The sequence below is a fragment of the Streptomyces sp. NPDC036984 genome, assembly GCF_055607665.1.
Genome location: NZ_JBVJRL010000024.1, coordinates 65,914 through 84,322 on the forward strand (window position 1 = coordinate 65,914; position 18,409 = coordinate 84,322).

Sequence of the window (18,409 nt, forward strand, 5' to 3'; positions counted from 1 at the left end):
GCGCCTAGCAGCCGTCGCACGGACAGCAGCAGTCGCAGCCGTCACAGCCGCCGGGGCAGGAACAGTCACACCACTGGCAGCAGCCACTGCGCTTCTTCCGGGACCACGGGCCTTCGTATTCCTCGGCGCAGCACATCTTGCAGGTGCAGAACAGCGTGAGGAACACCCCGCAGCCCGCCCAGAAACCGCGCCTTCCCTTGGCGGGCTCGGGCCCGAATCCACCCCCGAAACCACCGCCGCCGCCCCCGCCGAAGCCGCCGCCTCCGCCGGGCTGACCGCCGCCCCCATAAGGCCGGCCGCCCGTATACGGATTACCGTCCGTATACGGATAGCCGCCTTGCGGATGGCCGCCCGCATAGGGATTGCCGCCCGCATGAGGAGCACCGGGGCCGTAAGGATTCCCGCCGCCGTACGGCCCTTGCGGTATTCCGGGCCCGTACGGTCCCTGCGGTGGTGGACCCGGCTGGTGTGCCGCGCACACGGGTGCCGTGCCGAACGCCCGGTCCACCGAGCGCCGCAGCTCGTGGACGAGAAGGAGATGGACGAGCCTGCCGTCGTCGAACTCGGCCTCCCGCAGGGCGAGCCGGATGCCGTGCAGGGCGTCGTCGGCGAGCCGGCGGGCCTCGGCGAGGGGCGTGCCGGTGGCGGTGAGCGGGTTCCAGGCACCCGACAGGGCGTCAGAGTGCCGGTCCTCCACGGCGTCCAGCAGATGCGCGAGCCGCCCGAACAGCCGCCCGGCCTCCGCCAGGGGTTTGGCGTTGCCCGGCCGCCCGGCCAGCACCGCGGTGTGCGCGAAGGCCGCGGCGGTCGCGGTCTCGGTCGGCTCGGTGACCGTCAGGATCGGGGTGCCGGGCCCGGCCAGGGACTCGACGCCGAGCTGCCGGTCGACGGCGTCGACCAGGACGCCGGTGTCGAATCCGACCGCCGCCCCGCTGTGCTCCCCGGCCCGGCCCCAGCTCGCCGCGACCCGGCGTGCGGCGGCGGCGACCGGCCTGCGGGCCAGCACTCCGTCCCGGTCGGCGACATGGTCGCGCACCTTTGCGGAGGCGAGCACCAGCGAGACGGCGGCGGCGAGCCGCGCCCCCTCCCCCTGGGCGACGGACGCGGTCCGCATGCCGCGCAGCGCGCACGGCCCGGCCGTACGGCGGCCGCCGCTCACCGGACCGGTCTGAGCCTCCGTCAGAACCGATATGAGAAGCCCGTCATAGTTGGTCACGATCCGCGCGAACTGGCCGTGGTCGCGACGCAGGGCGAGACAGAGCCCGCACAAATGCGCCATCCACTCGGCCTTGAGGCTCTCCCCGAGCCGGTGCGAGCAGGGCCTGACGATTCCGAACACCACATCCCCCGTACTGTGATACGACGTTGGCGTTCACCCGTATGCACCGCGCATCACCCGTCCGCCGCAGACAATCATATTTCACTCTCAGTCAGCGCCCGTATGAGTCGCCGCCCTTGGGGCACAAGGACTCTCGACGGATCCGCTGTGCACCAGTACCGTCACAAACCCCCCGCGCGGCGTCTATCCACTTGGCGCGCCGTCCGCATCATGGATGACCATAGGGATGCGGAAAGCAAGAAAGACCGCTGTGAGAGGAGGCGTCCATGGGATCGGTACGCAAGGCGAGTGCGTGGCTCGGCCTCGTCGACGACAACGATGACGAGCGCTATTACGACGACGACTACTCCGAGGGCACCGGGTCCCAGGACGCCTGGGTCACCGACCCACGGGTGAAGGTGGCGACCGACACGGCCGAGGAGACGGGCCGCCGGATCGGCACGGTCACCCCGGACAGCTTCCGGGACGCCCGCGCCATCGGCGAACTGTTCCGGGACGGCGTCCCGGTCATCATGAACCTCACCAACATGGAGCCCGGCGACGCCAAGCGGGTCGTGGACTTCGCGGCGGGGCTCATCTTCGGCCTGCGCGGCTCGATCGACCGCGTTTCCAACCGCGTGTTCCTGCTGACCCCCGCCGACACGGAAATCATCAGCGGTGAGGCGTCCGCGCACCGCTCGGACGGCTTCTTCAACCAGAGCTGAGGCAGGGCCGCTCACCCGGCCCTGCCCCGACGGGGCTCACCGGAAGGCGTCGAGCCCGGTGAGCGCCTTGCCCAGCACGAGCTGGTGCATCTCGACGGTGCCCTCGTAGGTGAGCACCGATTCCAGGTTGGTCGCGTGCCGCATCACCGGGTACTCCAGGGAGATCCCGTTGGCACCGAGGATCGTCCGCGCCGTTCGGCAGATCTCGATGGCCTCGCGGACGTTGTTGAGCTTGCCGAAGCTGACCTGCTCGGGGCGCAGGCGGCCGGCATCCATCCGCCGCCCCAGATGGTGGGCCAGCAGAATCCCCTTGTGCAGCTCCACCGCCATGTCGGCGAGCTTGGCCTGGGTGAGCTGGAAGCCGCCGATGGGCCGCCCGAACTGCTCCCGTGACTTCGCGTAGTCGACGGCCGCCTCGAAGCTGCTGCGCGCGGCGCCCATGGCGCCCCACACGATGCCGTAGCGGGCGTGCGAGAGACAGCTGAGCGGTCCGCGCAGTCCGGTGACCTCGGGCAGTACGGCGGTGGCGGGCAGTCGTACGTCGTCGAGGACGAGTTCGCTGGTCACGGAGGCGCGCAGGGACCACTTGTGCTTGATCTCCGGCGCCGAGAAGCCGGGGGTGGCAGTGGGCACGACGAAGCCGCGGATGCCCTCCTCGGTCTGCGCCCAGACGACCGCGACCCCGGCGACCGAGCCGTTGGTGATCCACATCTTGCGGCCGTTGAGGACCCAGTCGTCGCCGTCCCGCTTGGCGTGCGTGCGCATGGAGGCGGGGTCGGAGCCGTGGTCGGGCTCGGTCAGCCCGAAGCAGCCGATCACTTCGCCGGCGGCCATCCGCGGCAGCCACTCCTGCTTCTGCTCCTCGCTGCCGAACCGGTGGATGGCGTACATCGCGAGGGAGCCCTGCACGGAGACCAGCGAGCGGATGCCCGAGTCGGCCGCCTCCAGTTCGAGACAGGCCAGGCCGTACTGCACGGCCGTCGCGCCCGCGCAGCCGTATCCGGTGAGGGACATGCCGAGGGCGCCGATGGAGCCGAGTTCGCGGGCCAGATCCCGGATCCCGGGCAGCTCGCCCTTCTCGTACCAGTCGGCGACGTACGGCAGAACGCGGTCGGCCGCCCAGCTGCGGACGGTGTCCCGGATCGCCAGGTCCTCCGGCTCCAGCAGATCGTCGATCCCGAGCGGGTCGGTGGCATCGAACGGGGGCAGCTTCGCGGACGCGGACATGGAACACCCTCCGGGACTCAGCAAAACTAGCAGCGCTAGTTACGGCTCTCCGGCCGACGTTACGGTGCAGTGTCCCGCACGTCCAGAGGAGGTCAGGCGGTGACCCGCGGCTTCCCGACCGCCGCCTCCGCCTCGCGCGGCGCCGGCAGCTCCAGCTCGGCCCCGGCCGGCTCCTCGCCGCACTGCATGATCCACGGCAGCCGAAGCGCCATCACCGCACCCAGCAGCAACAGGCCCGCGCTCACCAGCAGGGTCACATGCAGTCCGTGCACGAAGGAGTCCCGCGCCGCCCGGCGCAGCGCCGCCCCGGCGGTTCCGCCGAGCCGGCCGGCGACCTCGTAGGCCTCGCCGAGCGAGTGGCCCGCCGCGTCCGACGCGTGCCGCGGAACGCCGGGCACCGACCGCAGCCCCGGCGTGTAGGCCGCGTTCATCACGCTGCCCAGCAGCGCGATGCCGATACCGGCACCGAGCTGGTACGACGTCTCGCCGATCGCCGCCGCGCCGCCGGCCTGCTCGGCCGCGGCCTCGCTGAGCATCGACTCGTAGGCGCCGAAGAGCGTGGTCTCCAGGCCGAAGCCCAGCAGCACGAAACCGGCCAGCAGCAGCGCCGTGTTGTCGCTGCCGCCCATCGCCGTCAGGGTCAGCACGGCGGCCGCCGTCAGGCAGAAGCCGAAGCACACCATCCGGCGCGGTCCGAAGCGACGCAGCATGCGCGCGCCCGCGAGGCCGGCCGCCATCGCCGCGACGGTCAGGGGCAGCAGCCTGAGGCCGGTCTCCAGCGGGGACAGGCCGAGCACCAGCTGAAGATACTGGGCGGCGATCAGTTCCAGGCCGACCAGCGCGAGCATCGCCAGCACGATGCAGCCCACCGAGGTGCTGAACGCCGGCCGGCAGAACATCCGCAGGTCCACCAGGGGATGCACGAGCCGTCGCTGGCGCCGTACGAAGAAGAAGAGGAGCACCGCGCCGGTCAGCAGCGGCAGCACGGTGAAGGGGCTCGCCGCCGCCTCCCCGCCGCCGAGCCGCTTCACGCCGAGGACGACGCCGAAGAGCCCGGCCGCCGCCATCAGCGCGCCGGTCACGTCCCAGGGGCCGTCGCCCTCCCCCCGGGACTCGGGCAGCAGGGCCCGGCCCACCGGGAGGCTGACCAGCATCAGCGGGATGTTGACCAGGAAGACCGCGCCCCACCAGAAGTGCTCCAGCAGGAAGCCGCCGAGCAGCGGCCCGACCGCCGCGCCGACCGCGGCCACCGCGCTCCAGATGCCGATGGCGAGGGCGCGCTCGCGCCGGTCGGGGAAGACCTGGCGGAGGATCGACAGGGTCGCCGGCATGATCATGGCGCCGCCGACGCCGAGCAGCGCGCGGGCGAGGATGAGCATCTCGGCGGTCTGCGCGAAGGCGGCCACCGCGGAGGCGACACCGAAGAGGCCGTAGCCCAGCAGCAGGACGCGTCTGCGGCCGACCCGGTCGCCGAGGGTGCCGAAGAGGATCAGCAGCGAGGCGCAGACCAGCGGATAGACGTCGACGATCCAGAGCAGTTCTATGGCGCCGGGCTTGAGGTCCTCGGTGACTGCGGGGACCGCCACGTGCAGCACGGTCGCGTCGAGGGCGACGAGCAGCAGGCTGACGCAGAGCACGACGAGGACGACCCAGCGGTGGGCACCTGCCCCGGGCTCCCGACGGCGCGGCCGTACGGCAGCCGTGGTCGTCCCGGACATGTACGTACCTCCCAGATGATCCCTCGCGTGGGGCGGACCGACGGGGTGGGGACTCCCTGTCGTACGGCCGGAGAGGAGCGGTGTCTCCGGCCCGCGCGAACCCACGCGGGTGACTCGCCAGCGTACGCGAGTTCACTGCCCGGTCACGTGGCGGACCTCTCACACGCACGACGGAACCCGTGTGGCGTACACCACGTCGCCCCCTCTTGACCATGCCCCGGCGGGCGGTCCGGTTCGACGGGCGGTCGATAATCGAGCCCGTGACCGATGTTGACACGCGCGTGGCCGCGCCGGACGCCTCCCTGCCGCGGCGGGTGGTCCCGGCGCTCCTGGGCTATGCGGCGGTGCGCGCCCTGGGGCTGGCCGTCCTGGCGGTGTGGAGCGCCGCCCGCGGCACGAGCGCGCACACGTTGCTGACCGCGCGCTGGGACTCGCTCTGGTACACGCGGGTCGCCGAGCTGGGTTACGGCTACGAGGTGCGGCTGCCGAACGGGGACGTCCACTCCAACCTGGCGTTCTTCCCGCTGCTGCCGTGGCTGGAGCGGCTGCTGCACGCGGTCACCCCGCTGTCGTACGCGGACGCCGGGTTCGTGGTGAGCCTGCTGGCCTCGCTCGCCGCGGCGGCCGGGATCTTCGCGGTCGCCGACCGGGTGTACGGACCCCGGGTGGGGCTCTGTGCCGTGTTGCTGTGGGCGGTGCTGCCGGTCGGGGTCGTGCAGTCGATGGCGTACAGCGAGTCGCTGTTCACGGCGTTGGCGGCCTGGTCGCTGTACGCGGTGATGACCGGGCGGTGGCCGAGCGCCGGGTTACTGGCCGCGCTGGCCGGGCTGACCCGGCCGGTGGGGGCGGCGGTGGTCGCGGCGGTGTGGGTGGCGGGCGTGGTCTCGTTCGTGCGAGAGCGCGGCGCGAAGCGCACGCCGGGCGCGCACCACGATGCACACACCCCCGCACCCGCGCCCGCTCCCGGCGGACCCACTTCTTCTCACGCCCTCTCTCGCATCCCCGGCGCAGCCCCTGCTCCTTGCGCCCCCGCCTGGCGCCGCGCGCTCGGCATGCTGCTCGCCCCGCTCGGTGCCGCCGGGTACGTCCTGTGGGTCGGGCAGCGCACCGGCAAGGGCCCGCTCGGCTATCTGGACGTGCAGGCCGGATGGCGCAACGGGTTCGACGGCGGGTACGCCTTCGCGCGCTTCGTGGCCGACAAGTTCACGTCATTTCCGTCCGCACTCGCCGGCCTCGGCCTGATCATCGGGGTCGCGCTGCTCATCTGGCTGTACGTCACCGGGGTCCGCGGGCGTCAGCCGCTCGAACTGCTGGTGTACACGGGTGTCGTCCTCGCGCTCGCCCTGTGCGCGTCGAGCTACTTCGGCTCCAAGCCCCGGCTGCTGATGCCGGCCTTCCCGGTGCTGCTGCCGCTCGCCGTCGCCCTGGCCCGGCCGCGCCCCTCCCGATCGGCCCTGATCACCGCGGGCCTGGCGGTGGCGGCGGCGGTCTACGGGGCCTTCTGGCTGAACGGCTCCGGTCCGCCATGATCGACTTCGCCGGCCGATGACGCCCGGGAGAATTCCGCGCCAGGACCCGGTTAACGCATTCATAAGCGCCATATAAACAACACCCGGCATGATCAAAGGAATTGACCTGAACGGTGTCCCTCGATTGCGGAATCCCAGGAATTCTGGCCGCCCTTGAGAGGTTTCCCACATCACATCGTCATCACAAAGCCCCTGTTTCGACCGGGAGCAGAGCTCACTCGCTGTAACGTCGATTGGGTGCGTACCGAACGAAACCTCACCCGGCGTCTGGACCGGGTGTTCGCCAGGCTGGACCGTGAGCCGGAACGACCGGCCCACATCGATGTGCCGAGGATGAGCCGGCACCGGGTCGTGCTGTTCTCCGCGACCCTGGCTTTCTACCTGGCGATCGTGTGGGCCGTGGTGACCACCTCCTGGCTGGTCCGGCTGGACTGGCAGGTCATGTTCTTCCGGCCGTACCAGCAGTGGCCCGAGATCCATGCCTTCCTCGACTACTACGTGGTGCTCGGCCAGCGCGGCCCCACCGCCGTGATGGTCGCGGCCTGGCTCGGCTGGCGTTCCTGGCGGCAGCACACGATCCGCCCGCTGCTCACCCTGGCCGCCTCGCTGCTGCTGCTGAACATCACGGTCGGCGCCGCCAAGATCGGCATGGGGCGGCTCGGTCCGCACTACGCGACCGTCATCGGCTCGAGCGAGATGGGCCTGGGCGGCGATATATTTCCCAGCGGCCACACCGCCAACGCGGTGGTGACCTGGGGAATCCTGGCGTATCTGGCCTCCACCCCGAGAGCGCGCCGCTGGCTGTCGGCGCTCTCCGCGGTCACCTCCCTCGGCGTCGGCCTCACCACCGTCTACCTCGGTACGCACTGGCTGAGCGACGTGCTGCTGGGCTGGGCCGCGGGCCTGCTGATCCTGCTCGCCCTGCCCTGGTTCGAGCCGCTGATCGCCAAGGCGGAGCTGTGGCTCTTCGACCTGCGCGACCGCTGGCGCACCCGCCGCGGCCTGCCCGTGCCCGAGCCGGCCGCCATCCCGGTCACGCCGGTGGTGCTGGGGTCGCGCGGCCTTCCGGCGGAGCCGCCGGCGCCGACCCGCGAGCCGGTCTCCTCGACCCGGGCCTCCCGCGGCCTGCCGCATCTGGCGCCCGGACCGCACACGACCCGTTCGGAGCGCACCCCGGTCACCCCGGCGGGCAGCCGCCGCCCGCCGCACGCCGATCGCCTCCCACGCGGCGCCTCCCAGCCGGCCCGCCCCCTGACAGGCGGCTGACGACAGGAGGACAGCGAGGTCCGGTACGCACGACCGACTCCCGCGCCATGACGAAGGCCCCGCTCCCGAGAACTCGAGGAAGAGGAGCGGGGCCTTCGTCATGCGCGTGTCCGGACGGCGGGGGCGGTCAGCCCTTCCAGGCGCGGGCCACCCGGCCGTCGCGCACCTCGAAGTTCAGCCGTCCGACGCGGTACTCCATGGTGATGATCGCGCCCGGCGGCAACGACCGTACGGTCGACCAGCCGCGCTGCCGGGCGAGCCGCTCGGCGTGCGCGGCGTCGAGGCCGACGTACCCGTCCGGACTGTCCTGGGGCTCCGCTGGCGGAGTGGGAATCGGTGCCATGCGATCACGCTAGGCCGCAACCGGCGGTGACGGAAGCCGGGCACAGGACGGTAAGAGCCGTATCCGGTTCCCGTCACGCTTCTGTCACAGCTGTCCTGATGCCGTTTCGGCCGCCGCGACATCGACCGCGGCCGCGGCGGACGTCACACGTACGGGCGTTTCCGTACCGCTTACCGGGGTAATCGAACAGAATTCATGCGTGTCGGAGGGCCGCTCCCAATTCCCCGGCGGAAAGTGCCGCAGTGGGGATCGGGGCGGGCCCGGGGCGCGATTCCCCGCGCAATCCGGTGCGGTGCCACGGCAGCTGACACCGCATAGGAATTTCACGGATTCAGCACACAACCGCCGGACGCCCCCTGCCGGAGCGCACGCCCCGGCGAGCATCACGACGACAGCTCGCGGGTACGCGTGCCGCGGGTTGCGGTGGGCCCGGGCGCGAGGATGCGAAGGGGCGAGCGATGGGGACCGAGACGGCAGGGGCGACGGCAGGGGCGGTGCGCGGCAGACCGCGGGGCGGCCGGCTGGTCGTGGACTGGCTCACCACCACCGACCACAAGAAGATCGGTCACCTGTACCTGATCACGGCGTTCGGCTTCTTCCTGGCCGGCGGGGTCATGGCCCTGCTGATGCGCGCGGAACTCGCCCGGCCGGGCCTCCAGCTGATGGACAACAACCAGTTCAACCAGCTGTTCACGCTGCACGGCACGATCATGCTGCTGCTGTTCGCGACCCCGAGCTTCGCGGGCTTCGCCAATGAGCTGATGCCGTTGCAGATCGGCTCCCCGGACGTGGCCTTCCCGCGGCTGAACATGCTCTCGTACTGGCTGTTCGCCTTCGGCGGGCTGATCGTGCTGGGCTCGCTGCTGGTGCCCACCGGGCCGGCCGCCTTCGGCTGGTTCGCCTACGCGCCGCTCAACGACACCAGGCACTCCCCCGGCGTCGGCCCGGACCTGTGGATCATGGGCCTGGCGCTGGCCGGCTTCGGGACGATCCTCGGCGCGGTCAACTTCATCACCACCATCATCGGGATGCGCGCGCCGGGCATGACGATGTTCCGGATGCCGATCTTCACCTGGAACACGCTGTTCACGTCGATCCTCATCCTGATGGCCTTCCCGGTGCTGGCGGCGGCGTTGCTGGTGCTGGAGGCGGACCGGCGGTTCGGCGCGCAGGTGTTCGAGGCGGCGAACGGCGGGGCGCTGCTGTGGCAGCACCTGTTCTGGTTCTTCGGGCATCCCGAGGTCTACATCATCGCGCTGCCGTTCTTCGGGATCATCACGGAGATCATCCCCGTGTTCAGCCGCAAGCCGATCTTCGGCTATCTGACGCTGGTCGGCGCGACGATGGCGATCACCGGGCTGTCGATGGTGGTGTGGGCGCACCACATGTTCGCCACCGGCGCGGTGCTGCTGCCGTTCTTCTCCTTCATGTCGTTCCTGATCGCGGTGCCGACGGGCGTGAAGTTCTTCAACTGGACCGGCACGATGATCAAGGGCTCGCTGTCCTTCGAGACACCGATGCTGTGGGCGCTGGGCTTCCTGGTGACGTTCCTCCTCGGCGGTCTGACCGGGGTGATCCTGGCGTCGCCGCCGATGGACTTCCACGTCACGGACTCGTACTTCGTGGTCGCGCACTTCCACTACGTGGTCTTCGGCACGGTCGTCTTCGCGGTCTTCGGCGGCTTCTTCTTCTGGTGGCCGAAGTTCACCGGCAGGTTGCTGGACGAGCGGCTCGGGAAGATCCAGTTCTGGACCCTGTTCGCCGGCTTCCACACCACCTTCCTGGTGCAGCACTGGCTGGGCGCCGAGGGCATGCCCCGCCGGTACGCCGACTATCTGGCGGCCGACGGCTTCACCGCCCTCAACACGGTCTCCACGATCGGCTCCTTCCTGCTCGGCCTGTCGACGCTGCCGTTCCTCTACAACGTCTGGAAGACCGCCCGGTACGGCGAGAAGGTCGAGACCGACGATCCCTGGGGCTACGGCCGCTCCCTGGAATGGGCGACGTCCTGCCCGCCGCCCCGGCACAACTTCGTCACCCTGCCCCGGATCCGCTCGGAGTCCCCTGCGTTCGACCTGCACCACCCGGAGTACGCGGGCCAGGCCCCTCAGCCCGAGCCAAAGCGGCATCAAGCCGGTCCCGGATCCTCCTGACGGCGTCGGTCAGCTCGGCGGGCTCCAGCACCTCGAACGGCAGGCCCAGCATCATGAGATGAACGACCATCACGTCCAGGTTCGCCGCGCCGGAGCGCAGAATGCACGCGTCCGCGCCATCGGGCTCCAGCGTCCCGGCGGACGGGGAGACCCGCTCGGCGGCCTCGTGCAGCGGTACCGGCAGCCGGACGGTGGAGTGCGTGGCGTACGCGCGCGTGGAGACGCCCCGGGAGACATAGGCAGCCAGGTCCTCGGCGGGCGGCTCGCGCGGGGTGAAGCGCGGCCCGTGCGGGGGCTTCGGGGTGATCCGGTCCACGCGGAAGGTCCGCCAGTCCGCCCGGTCGACGTCCCAGCCGACCAGATACCAGCGCCGCTCGGTGCACACCAGCCGGTGCGGCTCGACGGTACGGCGGCTGGGCGTGCCCTCGTGCGCGCGGTACTCGAACCGCAGCCGCTCGGCGTCCCGGCACAGGTGGGCGAGTTCGGTGAGCAGGGCGGGGTCGACGGGGGTCACCGGCGGGCCACTGCGCAGCATCGGCACGGTGAAGGCGTTGAGGGCGCTCACCCGGCGGCGCAGCCGGTGCGGCAGGACCTGCTCCAGCTTGGCGAGGGCCCGTACGGAGGTCTCGCCGATCCCCTCGATTCCCTGTCCGGCTGCGGTGCGCAGGCCCACCGCCACGGCCACGGCCTCGTCGTCGTCCAGCAGCAGCGGCGGGAGTTCGGCGCCCGCGCCCAGCTGGTAGCCGCCGCCGGTGCCGGGGCTGGCGTTGACCGGGTAGCCCAGCTCGCGCAGCCGGTCCACGTCCCGGCGGACCGTGCGCGGGGTGACACCCAGCCGCTCGGCCAGTTCGGCGCCGGACCAGTCGCGATGGGCCTGGAGCAGCGAGAGCAGGCGCAGCAGGCGTGCCGAGGTCTCCAACATGGGGGCGAGTCTGCCAGGGGATGCGGACAGCCGCTGTCCTCGTCGGGACAGCGGCTGTCGGCGGGGTGGTGACCGGCCGTCAGAGCGCGAGGCGCTGGCCGGGCACGATCAGGTCGGGGTCGTCGCCGATGACGGCCTTGTTGGCGGCGTGGATCCGCTGCCAGGTGGTTCCGTGCCGGGCGGCGATGGTGCTCAGGGTGTCGCCCTCGCGGACGGTGTAGTCCCCGTGGGACGCGCCGCGGTGGGTGGTGGCCGCCGGGCGCTCCGGGGCCTTGGCCGGGGCGGACTCGGCCGGGGCGGACTTCGTCGTCACGCTGCCCTGCGAGGTCGCCGTGCCGGAGGAGCCGGTGCGGGCTGCCGCGGGAGCGGCGCCCGAGGCTCCGGCCCGGGCCGAGCAGACCGGCCAGGCGCCCCAGCCCTGGGCCTGCTGGACCTTGGTCGCGACGGCGATCTGCGCGCTCCTGGAGGCCTGGTCGGCCGTCGGGGCGTAGGCGGTGCCGCCGTACGCGCGCCAGGTGCCGGCGGAGAACTGGAGCCCGCCGTAGTAGCCGTTGCCGGTGTTGATGTGCCAGTTGCCGCCGCTCTCGCACTGGGCGATGCGGTCCCACACTCCGTTGTCCGCCGCGGCGGCGTTGCCGGTCGCGGCCAGCAGTCCCAGCGGGGCCAGCAGCGCGGCTCCGGCGAGCGCGGCCGTCGTACGGCCCCTGCGGGCTCCGTCGGAACGGGCCTTGTCGGGACGGTCGGTGTTGCGGGTGGTATCGGCACACTCGGACATGTAGTTCCCTCTCCACGAACCCGGGCTCCCCCAAGGCGGAGCGCGACCGAACCGCGTAGGGCCGCGGTGGTTCGCGTCCGCCCCGTCCGCCGTGACCGGTGGCGGCGATCGTGCTCTGCCTGCTGCCGGCCGGCGGACGTACCCGAGCGGTGCTCGTTGCACACGGCGGAGGAATGTAAGGAGGGCGAGCGGCGGGAATCAACCAACCGGCCGTCGGTCCAGGCCAGTTGCTCGTTACCGCCGGTATCGGCGATTTTCAGACACCCACTACATGGCCTGATTTCCTGATTTGTCGACCACCCGCTGAAGCGATCTGTGACCCACCTCACCCGTTCAAGTTCCTTGAAGGCACACGGAGTTGACGGTGAGTATCCGGCTCCGCACCCAAGGTGACCCTGCGCGGCGGAAGGTGCGAACCGGTCCGCCTCGGGGCGTGACCCCCACCACAGGACGCCCGTTGTCTTCTTCATGAGCCCGGAACCCCGGGGCTCATCGGCCGGGAGCCACCCGGTCGATCCCCAGCACCGCATTCCGAGGGAGCCACCCGTGCCGCGCATGCTCGACGTCAGTGACGCCGTACGCGCCGAGATCGGCGACGAAGAAGCCGACCGGCTGCTCGCCGGAGAGAACGCCCCGGGCAGTTACGACTGCACGTCCTGTCGCACCCCGGGCGACTCCGAGCAGGAGCGCACCAGCACCGTTCTGTTCGTCGGCGACGAGACCGCCGTCCTCGCCTTCGCCCACGCCGGCTGCCTGCCCTCGCAGGTCGTCCAGGTCACCGAGGAGCAGCTCCGGGGAGCCGTCCGGTCCATCGGCGCCGCCGGTGGTGACCTGGTCGGCGCCGGTGAGCCGCAAAAGGTCGTGCCCGAGCAGGCGGTGCTCGGCGTGACCAGCGGAATCGTCCTGGTCGACGGCGAGTTGCACCCCGCGCTCGTCGTGGAACCGACCTCGCCGATCGTCCGCCCGGGCACCACCGGGGCCGGCGACGACTTCCTTCCGCTCCTCATCGAGCAGGGCTTCATGCCGGTGACCGAGCTGGCGTCCGTCCCGCCGGTCCTGCACGGCTGGTCGGTCCTGCTGGCCGTGGGGCAGCTGCACGCGGTGCTCCAGCCGTCGGCGGCCGGGGGGCACCCGGTGGCCTGGTGGCAGGCGCACCAGCCGCTTCAGGTGACGGACAGCTGGCGGTCCGCCGCGAACAAGCACCAGCAGGTGCTCATGTTCGCGGCGCCGGTGGGGTCGATCGGGCGTCAGCCCCGGGAGGATCTGCTGCGGGACGCGCTGGACAAGGCGGCGGCCAACGGGAAACTGGTCGCCGCGGCGCTGCCTCTCGCCGGCACCTGAGCCCTGGGTGACGCCTCCGGCCGCATCTCTTTGAGATCCCGGTCGTTTGGACATACGTGCACGCATACGACACTCCTCCCCGCCGGTCGTCCTTCTCCTCCGTTCCGTCGGCGCGGGCGGCGCACGAGCCGTCCGGCGGACCGTCGGCCACGCCCATCTACGACTCGCTCTACGCGGAGTGGGTCAGGACCTTCCGGACGCTGCCGGGCGACCGCAGCGGCGAGGAGGAGCTGAGGTTCAGCGCCTTCGGGGACTTCCCGGACGGGACGGGCACGTACGGCGGCCACCGGGCAGGGTCGTTCAGCAGCTCGTACAGCGCTTACAGCGCGGGTGCCTGCACCGCCCGGCAGCAGTCGCAGTGGCAGCGGGTGGGCACGCTCGGACGGCAGCAGGAGAGCGGCATGCACTACGTCCCGGCCGCCGCGCTCCCACCGGGGCCGCGCCGGGGCGCGTGACGCGGGCACACGGACGCCGAAGGGCGGCCCCTGGAGAGCCAGGGGCCGCCCTTCGGCGTCGTAGCGCCGTTACTTCTTCTTCGCGCCGCGCTTCTCACGGACCCGCACCGAGATGTGGATCGGGGTGCCCTCGAAGCCGAACTCCTCGCGCAGGCGGCGCTCGATGAAGCGCCGGTAGCCGGCCTCGATGAAGCCGGAGGCGAAGAGCACGAACCGCGGCGGCTTGGTGCCGGCCTGGGTGCCGAACAGGATGCGCGGCTGCTTGCCGCCCCGGACGGGGTGCGGGTGGGCCGAGACCAGCTCGCCGAGGAAGGCGTTGAGGCGGCCGGTGGGGACGCGGGTCTCCCAGCCGGCGAGGGCGGTCTCGATCGCCGGGACCAGCTTCTCCATGTGGCGGCCGGTGCGCGCCGAGACGTTCACCCGGGGCGCCCAGGCGACCTGGCCCAGCTCGGTCTCGATCTCCCGCTCCAGGTAGTAGCGGCGCTCCTCGTCGAGGTTGTCCCACTTGTTGTAGGCGACGACGATCGCGCGGCCCGCCTCGACGGCCATGGTGATGATGCGCTGGTCCTGCACGGAGATGCTCTCGGAGGCGTCGATCAGGATGACCGCCACCTCGGCCTTCTCCACGGCCGCCGCCGTGCGCAGGGAGGCGTAGTAGTCGGCGCCCTGCTGGAGGTGGACGCGCTTGCGGATACCCGCGGTGTCCACGAACTTCCAGGTCTTGCCGCCGAGTTCGATGATCTCGTCGACCGGGTCGCGGGTGGTGCCCGCCAGCTCGTTGACGACGACGCGCTCCTCGCCGGCGACCTTGTTCAGCAGCGAGGACTTGCCGACGTTCGGGCGGCCGATCAGAGCGATACGGCGGGGGCCGCCGACGCCGGTGCCGAAGGACTGCTCGGGCGCGTCCGGCAGGACCTCCAGGACGGCGTCGAGCATGTCGCCGGTGCCGCGGCCGTGCAGCGCCGAGACCGGGTGGGGCTCGCCGAGGCCCAGGTTCCACAGGTAGGCCGCGTCGGCCTCGCCACTCGGGCCGTCGACCTTGTTGGCGCACAGCACGACCGGCTTGCCGGCCTTGCGCAGCAGCCGTACGACCGCCTCGTCGGTGTCGGTCGCGCCGACCTTGGCGTCGACCACGAAGACGACCGCGTCGGCCGCCTCGATCGCGTACTCGGCCTGCGCGGCCACGGACGCGTCGATGCCGAGGACGTCCTGCTCCCAGCCGCCGGTGTCGACGACCTTGAAGCGGCGGCCGGCCCACTCGGCCTCGTAGGTGACGCGGTCGCGGGTGACGCCCGGCCGGTCCTCCACGACCGCCTCACGGCGGCCGATCATCCGGTTCACCAGGGTCGACTTGCCGACATTCGGGCGGCCGACGACGGCGAGCACGGGCAGCGGGCCGTGGCCCGCCGCCTCGATCGCGCCCTCGACGTCCTCGATGTCGAAGCCCTCTTCCGCGGCGAGCTCCATGAACTCCGCGTACTCGGCGTCGCCGAGAGCCCCGTGGTCGTACTCGTGCTCAGCCGAGTCGCCGGGCTGGTTCTGGTCGCTCATGAAGTCCGTACCTCGTCGTTCATTCGTGGTGATCGGTGGAGTGACCCGCGTGGGCTGATCCACTACTCAAGTGTCGCCTAGCGCCCGGTCAGGCGCCTGGCGTTTTCCAGGTGGCTGGTGAGCTGCTTCTGGATGCGCTCGGTCGCCTCGTCCAGCGCCGCGCGCGTACGCCGCCCGGTGCCGTCGCCCGCCTCGAAGGGGTCGCCGAAGACGACGTCGATGCGGGAGCGCAGCGGGGGCAGCGCCGATATCAACCGTCCGGGCCGCTCGGAGCTTCCCAGGACGGCCACCGGGACGACCGGCGCTCCGCTGCGGACCGCGAAGTAGGCGAGCCCGGCGCGCAGCGAGGCGAAGTCGCCCTCGCCCCGGGTGCCCTCCGGGAAGATGCCGAGCACTCCCCCGGCCGCCAGCACGCCGAGGGCCTGGGTGATCGCGGTGCGGTCGGCGGTGGCGCGGTCCACCTTCAGCTGGCCGATGCCGGTCAGGAAGGGGTCCAGCGGGCCGATGAACGCTTCCTTCTTGATCAGGAAGTGCGTGGGCCGGGGCGCCACGCCCATCACCATCGGGCCGTCGACGTTGTGGGAGTGGTTCACCGCGAAGATCACCGGGCCGGTGGCCGGCACCTTCCAGGCGCCGAGCACGCGCGGCTTCCACAGGCCGTACATCAGGCCGACCCCGATGCGCCGGCCGACCTCGGCGCCCCGCTCGGACGGAACGCTCACTTCCCGGCTCGCTTCTCCTCGACCAGGGTGACGACGCACTCGATGACCTGGGCGAGGGTGAGCTCGGTGGTGTCCACCTCGACCGCGTCGCCGGCCTTGGCGAGCGGCGAGGTCTTGCGGCTGGAGTCGGCCGCGTCCCGCTTGATCAGGGCCTCGCGGGTGGCGTGGACGTCGGCGCCCTTCAGCTCGCCGCTGCGGCGGGCCGCACGGGCCTCCGGGGAGGCGGTGAGGAAGATCTTCAGGTCGGCGTCCGGCAGGACGGTCGTACCGATGTCCCGGCCCTCCACCACGATGCCGTGCTCCGCGCCGGTGGCCAGCGAGCGCTGGAGCTCGGTGATCCGGGTGCGCACCTCGGGCACCGCGCTGACCGCGCTGACCTTGGAGGTGACCTCCTGGGTGCGGATCGGGCCGGCCACGTCGACGCCGTCGACCGTGATGGTCGGGTTCGCCGGGTCGGTGCCGGAGATGATCTCCGGCTTGCCGGCGACGGCGGCGATCGCGGTCGGGTCCTCCAGGTCGATGCCGTTGTTCACCATCCACCAGGTGATGGCCCGGTACTGGGCACCGGTGTCCAGGTAGCTCAGGCCGAGCTGCGCGGCCACGGCCTTCGACGTGCTCGACTTGCCCGTGCCGGAGGGACCGTCGATCGCGACGATCACGGGCTTGGGGGTCGGGGCGGCGCCGTTTTCCACGGGGGGACACCTTCCTGGTGCGGTGCGGGCGGGGTGCGGGGAGCGAGAGCGCCCCGCACAAGGTTACTGGGTACGGGTCACTCGTCCGGACGCACGCCGACCCACTACCGGGCTCTAGTGCCGCAGAGCCCAGCCTCGCTCGCGCAGCGCCTCCTTCAGACCGGCCGCCGCCCTCGGTTCGACCGAGAGCTGCACCAGACCGGCCTGCCGGCCCGTCGCGTGCTCGATCCGGACGTCCTCGATGTTGACCCCGGCCCGGCCCGCGTCCGCGAAGATACGGGCCAGCTGCCCGGGCTGGTCGTCGATGAGGACGACGACGGTCTCGTACGCGCGCGGGGCGCTGCCGTGCTTGCCGGGTACCCGCACCTGGCCCGCGTTCCCGCGGCGCAGCACGTCCTCGATGCCGGTGGTGCCCTCACTCCGCTTGGCCTCGTCGGAGGACTGGAGGGCGCGCAGCGCCTGGACCGTCTCGTCCAGGTCGGCGGCGACGTCGGAGAGCAGGTCGGCGACCGGGCCCGGGTTCGCGGACAGGATGTCGATCCACATGCGCGGGTCGGAGGCGGCGATCCGGGTCACGTCCCGGATGCCCTGCCCGCACAGCCGTACGGCGGCCTCCTCGGCGTGCTCCAGGCGGGCGGCGACCATGCTGGACACCAGGTGGGGCATGTGGGAGACGAGGGCGACGGCGCGGTCGTGGGCGTCGGCGTCCATGACCACCGGGACGGCCCGGCAGTGCGAGACCAGTTCCAGGGCGAGGTTCAGCACCTCGGTGTCGGTGTCCCGGGTCGGGGTGAGCACCCAGGGGCGGCCCTCGAAGAGGTCGCCGGTCGCGGCCAGCGGGCCGGACTTCTCCCGGCCGGACATGGGGTGCGAGCCGATGTACGCGGTGAGGTCGAGGCCGAGCGCCTCCAGCTCGCGGCGGGGGCCGCCCTTGACGCTGGCGACGTCCAGGTAGCCGCGGGCCACGCCGCGGTGCATGGCGTCGGCGAGCACCCGGGCCACATGGGCGGGCGGGGCGGCCACGATCGCCAGGTCGACCGGGCCCTCGGGGGCCTCGTCGGTGCCGGCGCCGAGGGCGGCGGCGGTGCGGGCCTGCTCGGGGTCGTGGTCGGCGAGGTGGACGACGACCCCGCGCTGGGCCAGGGCCAGGGCGGCGGAGGTGCCGATCAGACCGGTTCCGATGACGAGTGCGGTTCTCACTGGGCGATGTCCTTGCGCAGGGCCGCGGCGGCGCCGAGGTAGACGTGGTGGATGTCGGCGCGGGGCTTGTCCGACTCGATGTGGGCGAGGATCCGCACGACCCGGGGCATGGCGCCCTCGATGTCCAGTTCCTGGGCACAGATCAGCGGGACGTCCACGATGCCCAGGGTGCGGGCCGCGGCGGCCGGGAAGTCGCTGTGCAGGTCGGGGGTGGCCGTGAACCAGATGCTGATCAGGTCGTCGGCGGTCAGGCCGTTCCGCTCCAGCAGGGCGGTGAGCAGGGCCCCGACCTGCTCACCCATGTGGCCGGCCTCGTCCCGCTCCAGTTGGACGGCCCCCCGGACCGCTCGTACCGCCACGACGCTGCTCCTCGCTGACATGCGTGTTTCGTTCTTGGTCCGTCCAGCGTAGTCAGCCCGCGCGGGGCGGGCGTACGCCGCTCGCTCGCTGAGACGATGCGAAAGTTCCGGTT

At 71.8% G+C, this 18,409-nt stretch carries 17 protein-coding genes; 6 read left to right on the plus strand and 11 right to left on the minus strand.

Annotated elements, in window-relative coordinates; all coding sequences use genetic code 11:
• Positions 1-4: 4 nt before the first annotated feature.
• The gene (locus ACZ7DL_RS32085; RefSeq protein WP_470779563.1) at positions 5-1,339 is read right to left on the minus strand and encodes a DUF5685 family protein; all 1,335 of its coding nucleotides are present in this window, start codon (positions 1,337-1,339) and stop codon (positions 5-7) included.
• 266 nt (positions 1,340-1,605) lie between these two features.
• Here ACZ7DL_RS32085 and ACZ7DL_RS32090 point away from each other — a divergent pair, with 266 nt between their 5' ends.
• A complete protein-coding gene (locus tag ACZ7DL_RS32090; RefSeq protein WP_470779564.1) occupies positions 1,606-2,043 on the plus strand; it encodes a cell division protein SepF in 438 nt (145 codons plus the stop codon).
• A gap of 36 nt (positions 2,044-2,079) precedes the next feature.
• Here ACZ7DL_RS32090 and ACZ7DL_RS32095 read toward each other — a convergent pair whose 3' ends face one another.
• Both ACZ7DL_RS32095 and ACZ7DL_RS32100 read right to left on the minus strand, forming a co-directional pair.
• Positions 2,080-3,270, minus strand: coding sequence for an acyl-CoA dehydrogenase family protein (locus ACZ7DL_RS32095; protein WP_470779566.1), 1,191 nt, complete (start codon positions 3,268-3,270; stop codon positions 2,080-2,082).
• A gap of 92 nt (positions 3,271-3,362) precedes the next feature.
• Positions 3,363-4,988, minus strand: a complete 1,626-nt coding sequence (locus ACZ7DL_RS32100; RefSeq protein WP_470779568.1) for an MFS transporter — start codon at positions 4,986-4,988, stop codon at positions 3,363-3,365.
• 260 nt (positions 4,989-5,248) lie between these two features.
• Between ACZ7DL_RS32100 and ACZ7DL_RS32105 the strand changes: the two genes are divergently transcribed.
• Together ACZ7DL_RS32105 and ACZ7DL_RS32110 are read left to right on the plus strand one after the other, a co-directional pair.
• On the plus strand, positions 5,249-6,517 hold the full coding sequence (locus tag ACZ7DL_RS32105; protein WP_470779570.1) for a glycosyltransferase family 39 protein: 1,269 nt from the start codon (positions 5,249-5,251) through the stop codon (positions 6,515-6,517).
• 237 nt (positions 6,518-6,754) lie between these two features.
• Positions 6,755-7,783 (plus strand): phosphatase PAP2 family protein, encoded by a 1,029-nt coding sequence (locus ACZ7DL_RS32110; protein WP_470779571.1) that lies wholly within the window; start codon positions 6,755-6,757, stop codon positions 7,781-7,783.
• Positions 7,784-7,910: 127 nt separating this feature from the next.
• On the opposite strand, the gene ACZ7DL_RS32115 is transcribed toward ACZ7DL_RS32110, so the two are convergent.
• Complete coding sequence (locus tag ACZ7DL_RS32115; protein WP_356939042.1) at positions 7,911-8,126, minus strand: I78 family peptidase inhibitor; 216 nt, start codon at positions 8,124-8,126, stop codon at positions 7,911-7,913.
• 458 nt (positions 8,127-8,584) lie between these two features.
• On the opposite strand from ACZ7DL_RS32115, the gene ctaD reads away from it, so the two are divergent.
• Complete coding sequence (gene ctaD / locus ACZ7DL_RS32120) at positions 8,585-10,279, plus strand: aa3-type cytochrome oxidase subunit I (RefSeq protein ID WP_470779574.1); 1,695 nt, start codon at positions 8,585-8,587, stop codon at positions 10,277-10,279.
• Here ctaD and ACZ7DL_RS32125 read toward each other — a convergent pair.
• Positions 10,161-11,201, minus strand: coding sequence for a helix-turn-helix transcriptional regulator (locus ACZ7DL_RS32125; RefSeq protein WP_470779576.1), 1,041 nt, complete (start codon positions 11,199-11,201; stop codon positions 10,161-10,163). The genes ctaD and ACZ7DL_RS32125 overlap by 119 nt on opposite strands.
• A gap of 79 nt (positions 11,202-11,280) precedes the next feature.
• Positions 11,281-11,976: a LysM peptidoglycan-binding domain-containing protein gene (locus ACZ7DL_RS32130; RefSeq protein WP_470779578.1), complete on the minus strand. Its 696-nt coding sequence runs from the start codon at positions 11,974-11,976 to the stop codon at positions 11,281-11,283.
• 546 nt (positions 11,977-12,522) lie between these two features.
• Here ACZ7DL_RS32130 and ACZ7DL_RS32135 point away from each other — a divergent pair.
• Positions 12,523-13,317 (plus strand): hypothetical protein, encoded by a 795-nt coding sequence (locus ACZ7DL_RS32135; RefSeq protein ID WP_470779579.1) that lies wholly within the window; start codon positions 12,523-12,525, stop codon positions 13,315-13,317.
• A 56-nt stretch (positions 13,318-13,373) separates the two neighbouring features.
• Complete coding sequence (locus ACZ7DL_RS32140; RefSeq protein ID WP_470779581.1) at positions 13,374-13,772, plus strand: hypothetical protein; 399 nt, start codon at positions 13,374-13,376, stop codon at positions 13,770-13,772.
• A gap of 69 nt (positions 13,773-13,841) precedes the next feature.
• Here ACZ7DL_RS32140 and der read toward each other — a convergent pair whose 3' ends face one another.
• The 5 genes from der to aroH all read right to left on the minus strand — a co-directional run bounded on the left by der (position 13,842) and on the right by aroH (position 18,296).
• Positions 13,842-15,323 carry a ribosome biogenesis GTPase Der gene (gene der / locus ACZ7DL_RS32145; protein ID WP_470779583.1) on the minus strand — a complete coding sequence of 494 codons (1,482 nt, stop codon included), beginning with the start codon at positions 15,321-15,323 and terminating at the stop codon, positions 13,842-13,844.
• 77 nt (positions 15,324-15,400) lie between these two features.
• A complete protein-coding gene (locus ACZ7DL_RS32150; protein WP_470779640.1) occupies positions 15,401-15,988 on the minus strand; it encodes a lysophospholipid acyltransferase family protein in 588 nt (195 codons plus the stop codon).
• A gap of 53 nt (positions 15,989-16,041) precedes the next feature.
• Complete coding sequence (gene cmk, locus ACZ7DL_RS32155; protein WP_470779584.1) at positions 16,042-16,737, minus strand: (d)CMP kinase; 696 nt, start codon at positions 16,735-16,737, stop codon at positions 16,042-16,044.
• A gap of 114 nt (positions 16,738-16,851) precedes the next feature.
• On the minus strand, positions 16,852-17,937 hold the full coding sequence (locus ACZ7DL_RS32160; protein WP_470779585.1) for a prephenate dehydrogenase: 1,086 nt from the start codon (positions 17,935-17,937) through the stop codon (positions 16,852-16,854).
• Complete coding sequence (aroH, locus tag ACZ7DL_RS32165) at positions 17,934-18,296, minus strand: chorismate mutase (RefSeq protein WP_470779587.1); 363 nt, start codon at positions 18,294-18,296, stop codon at positions 17,934-17,936. Before aroH ends, ACZ7DL_RS32160 begins: the two co-directional genes overlap by 4 nt.
• Positions 18,297-18,409: the final 113 nt, after the last annotated feature.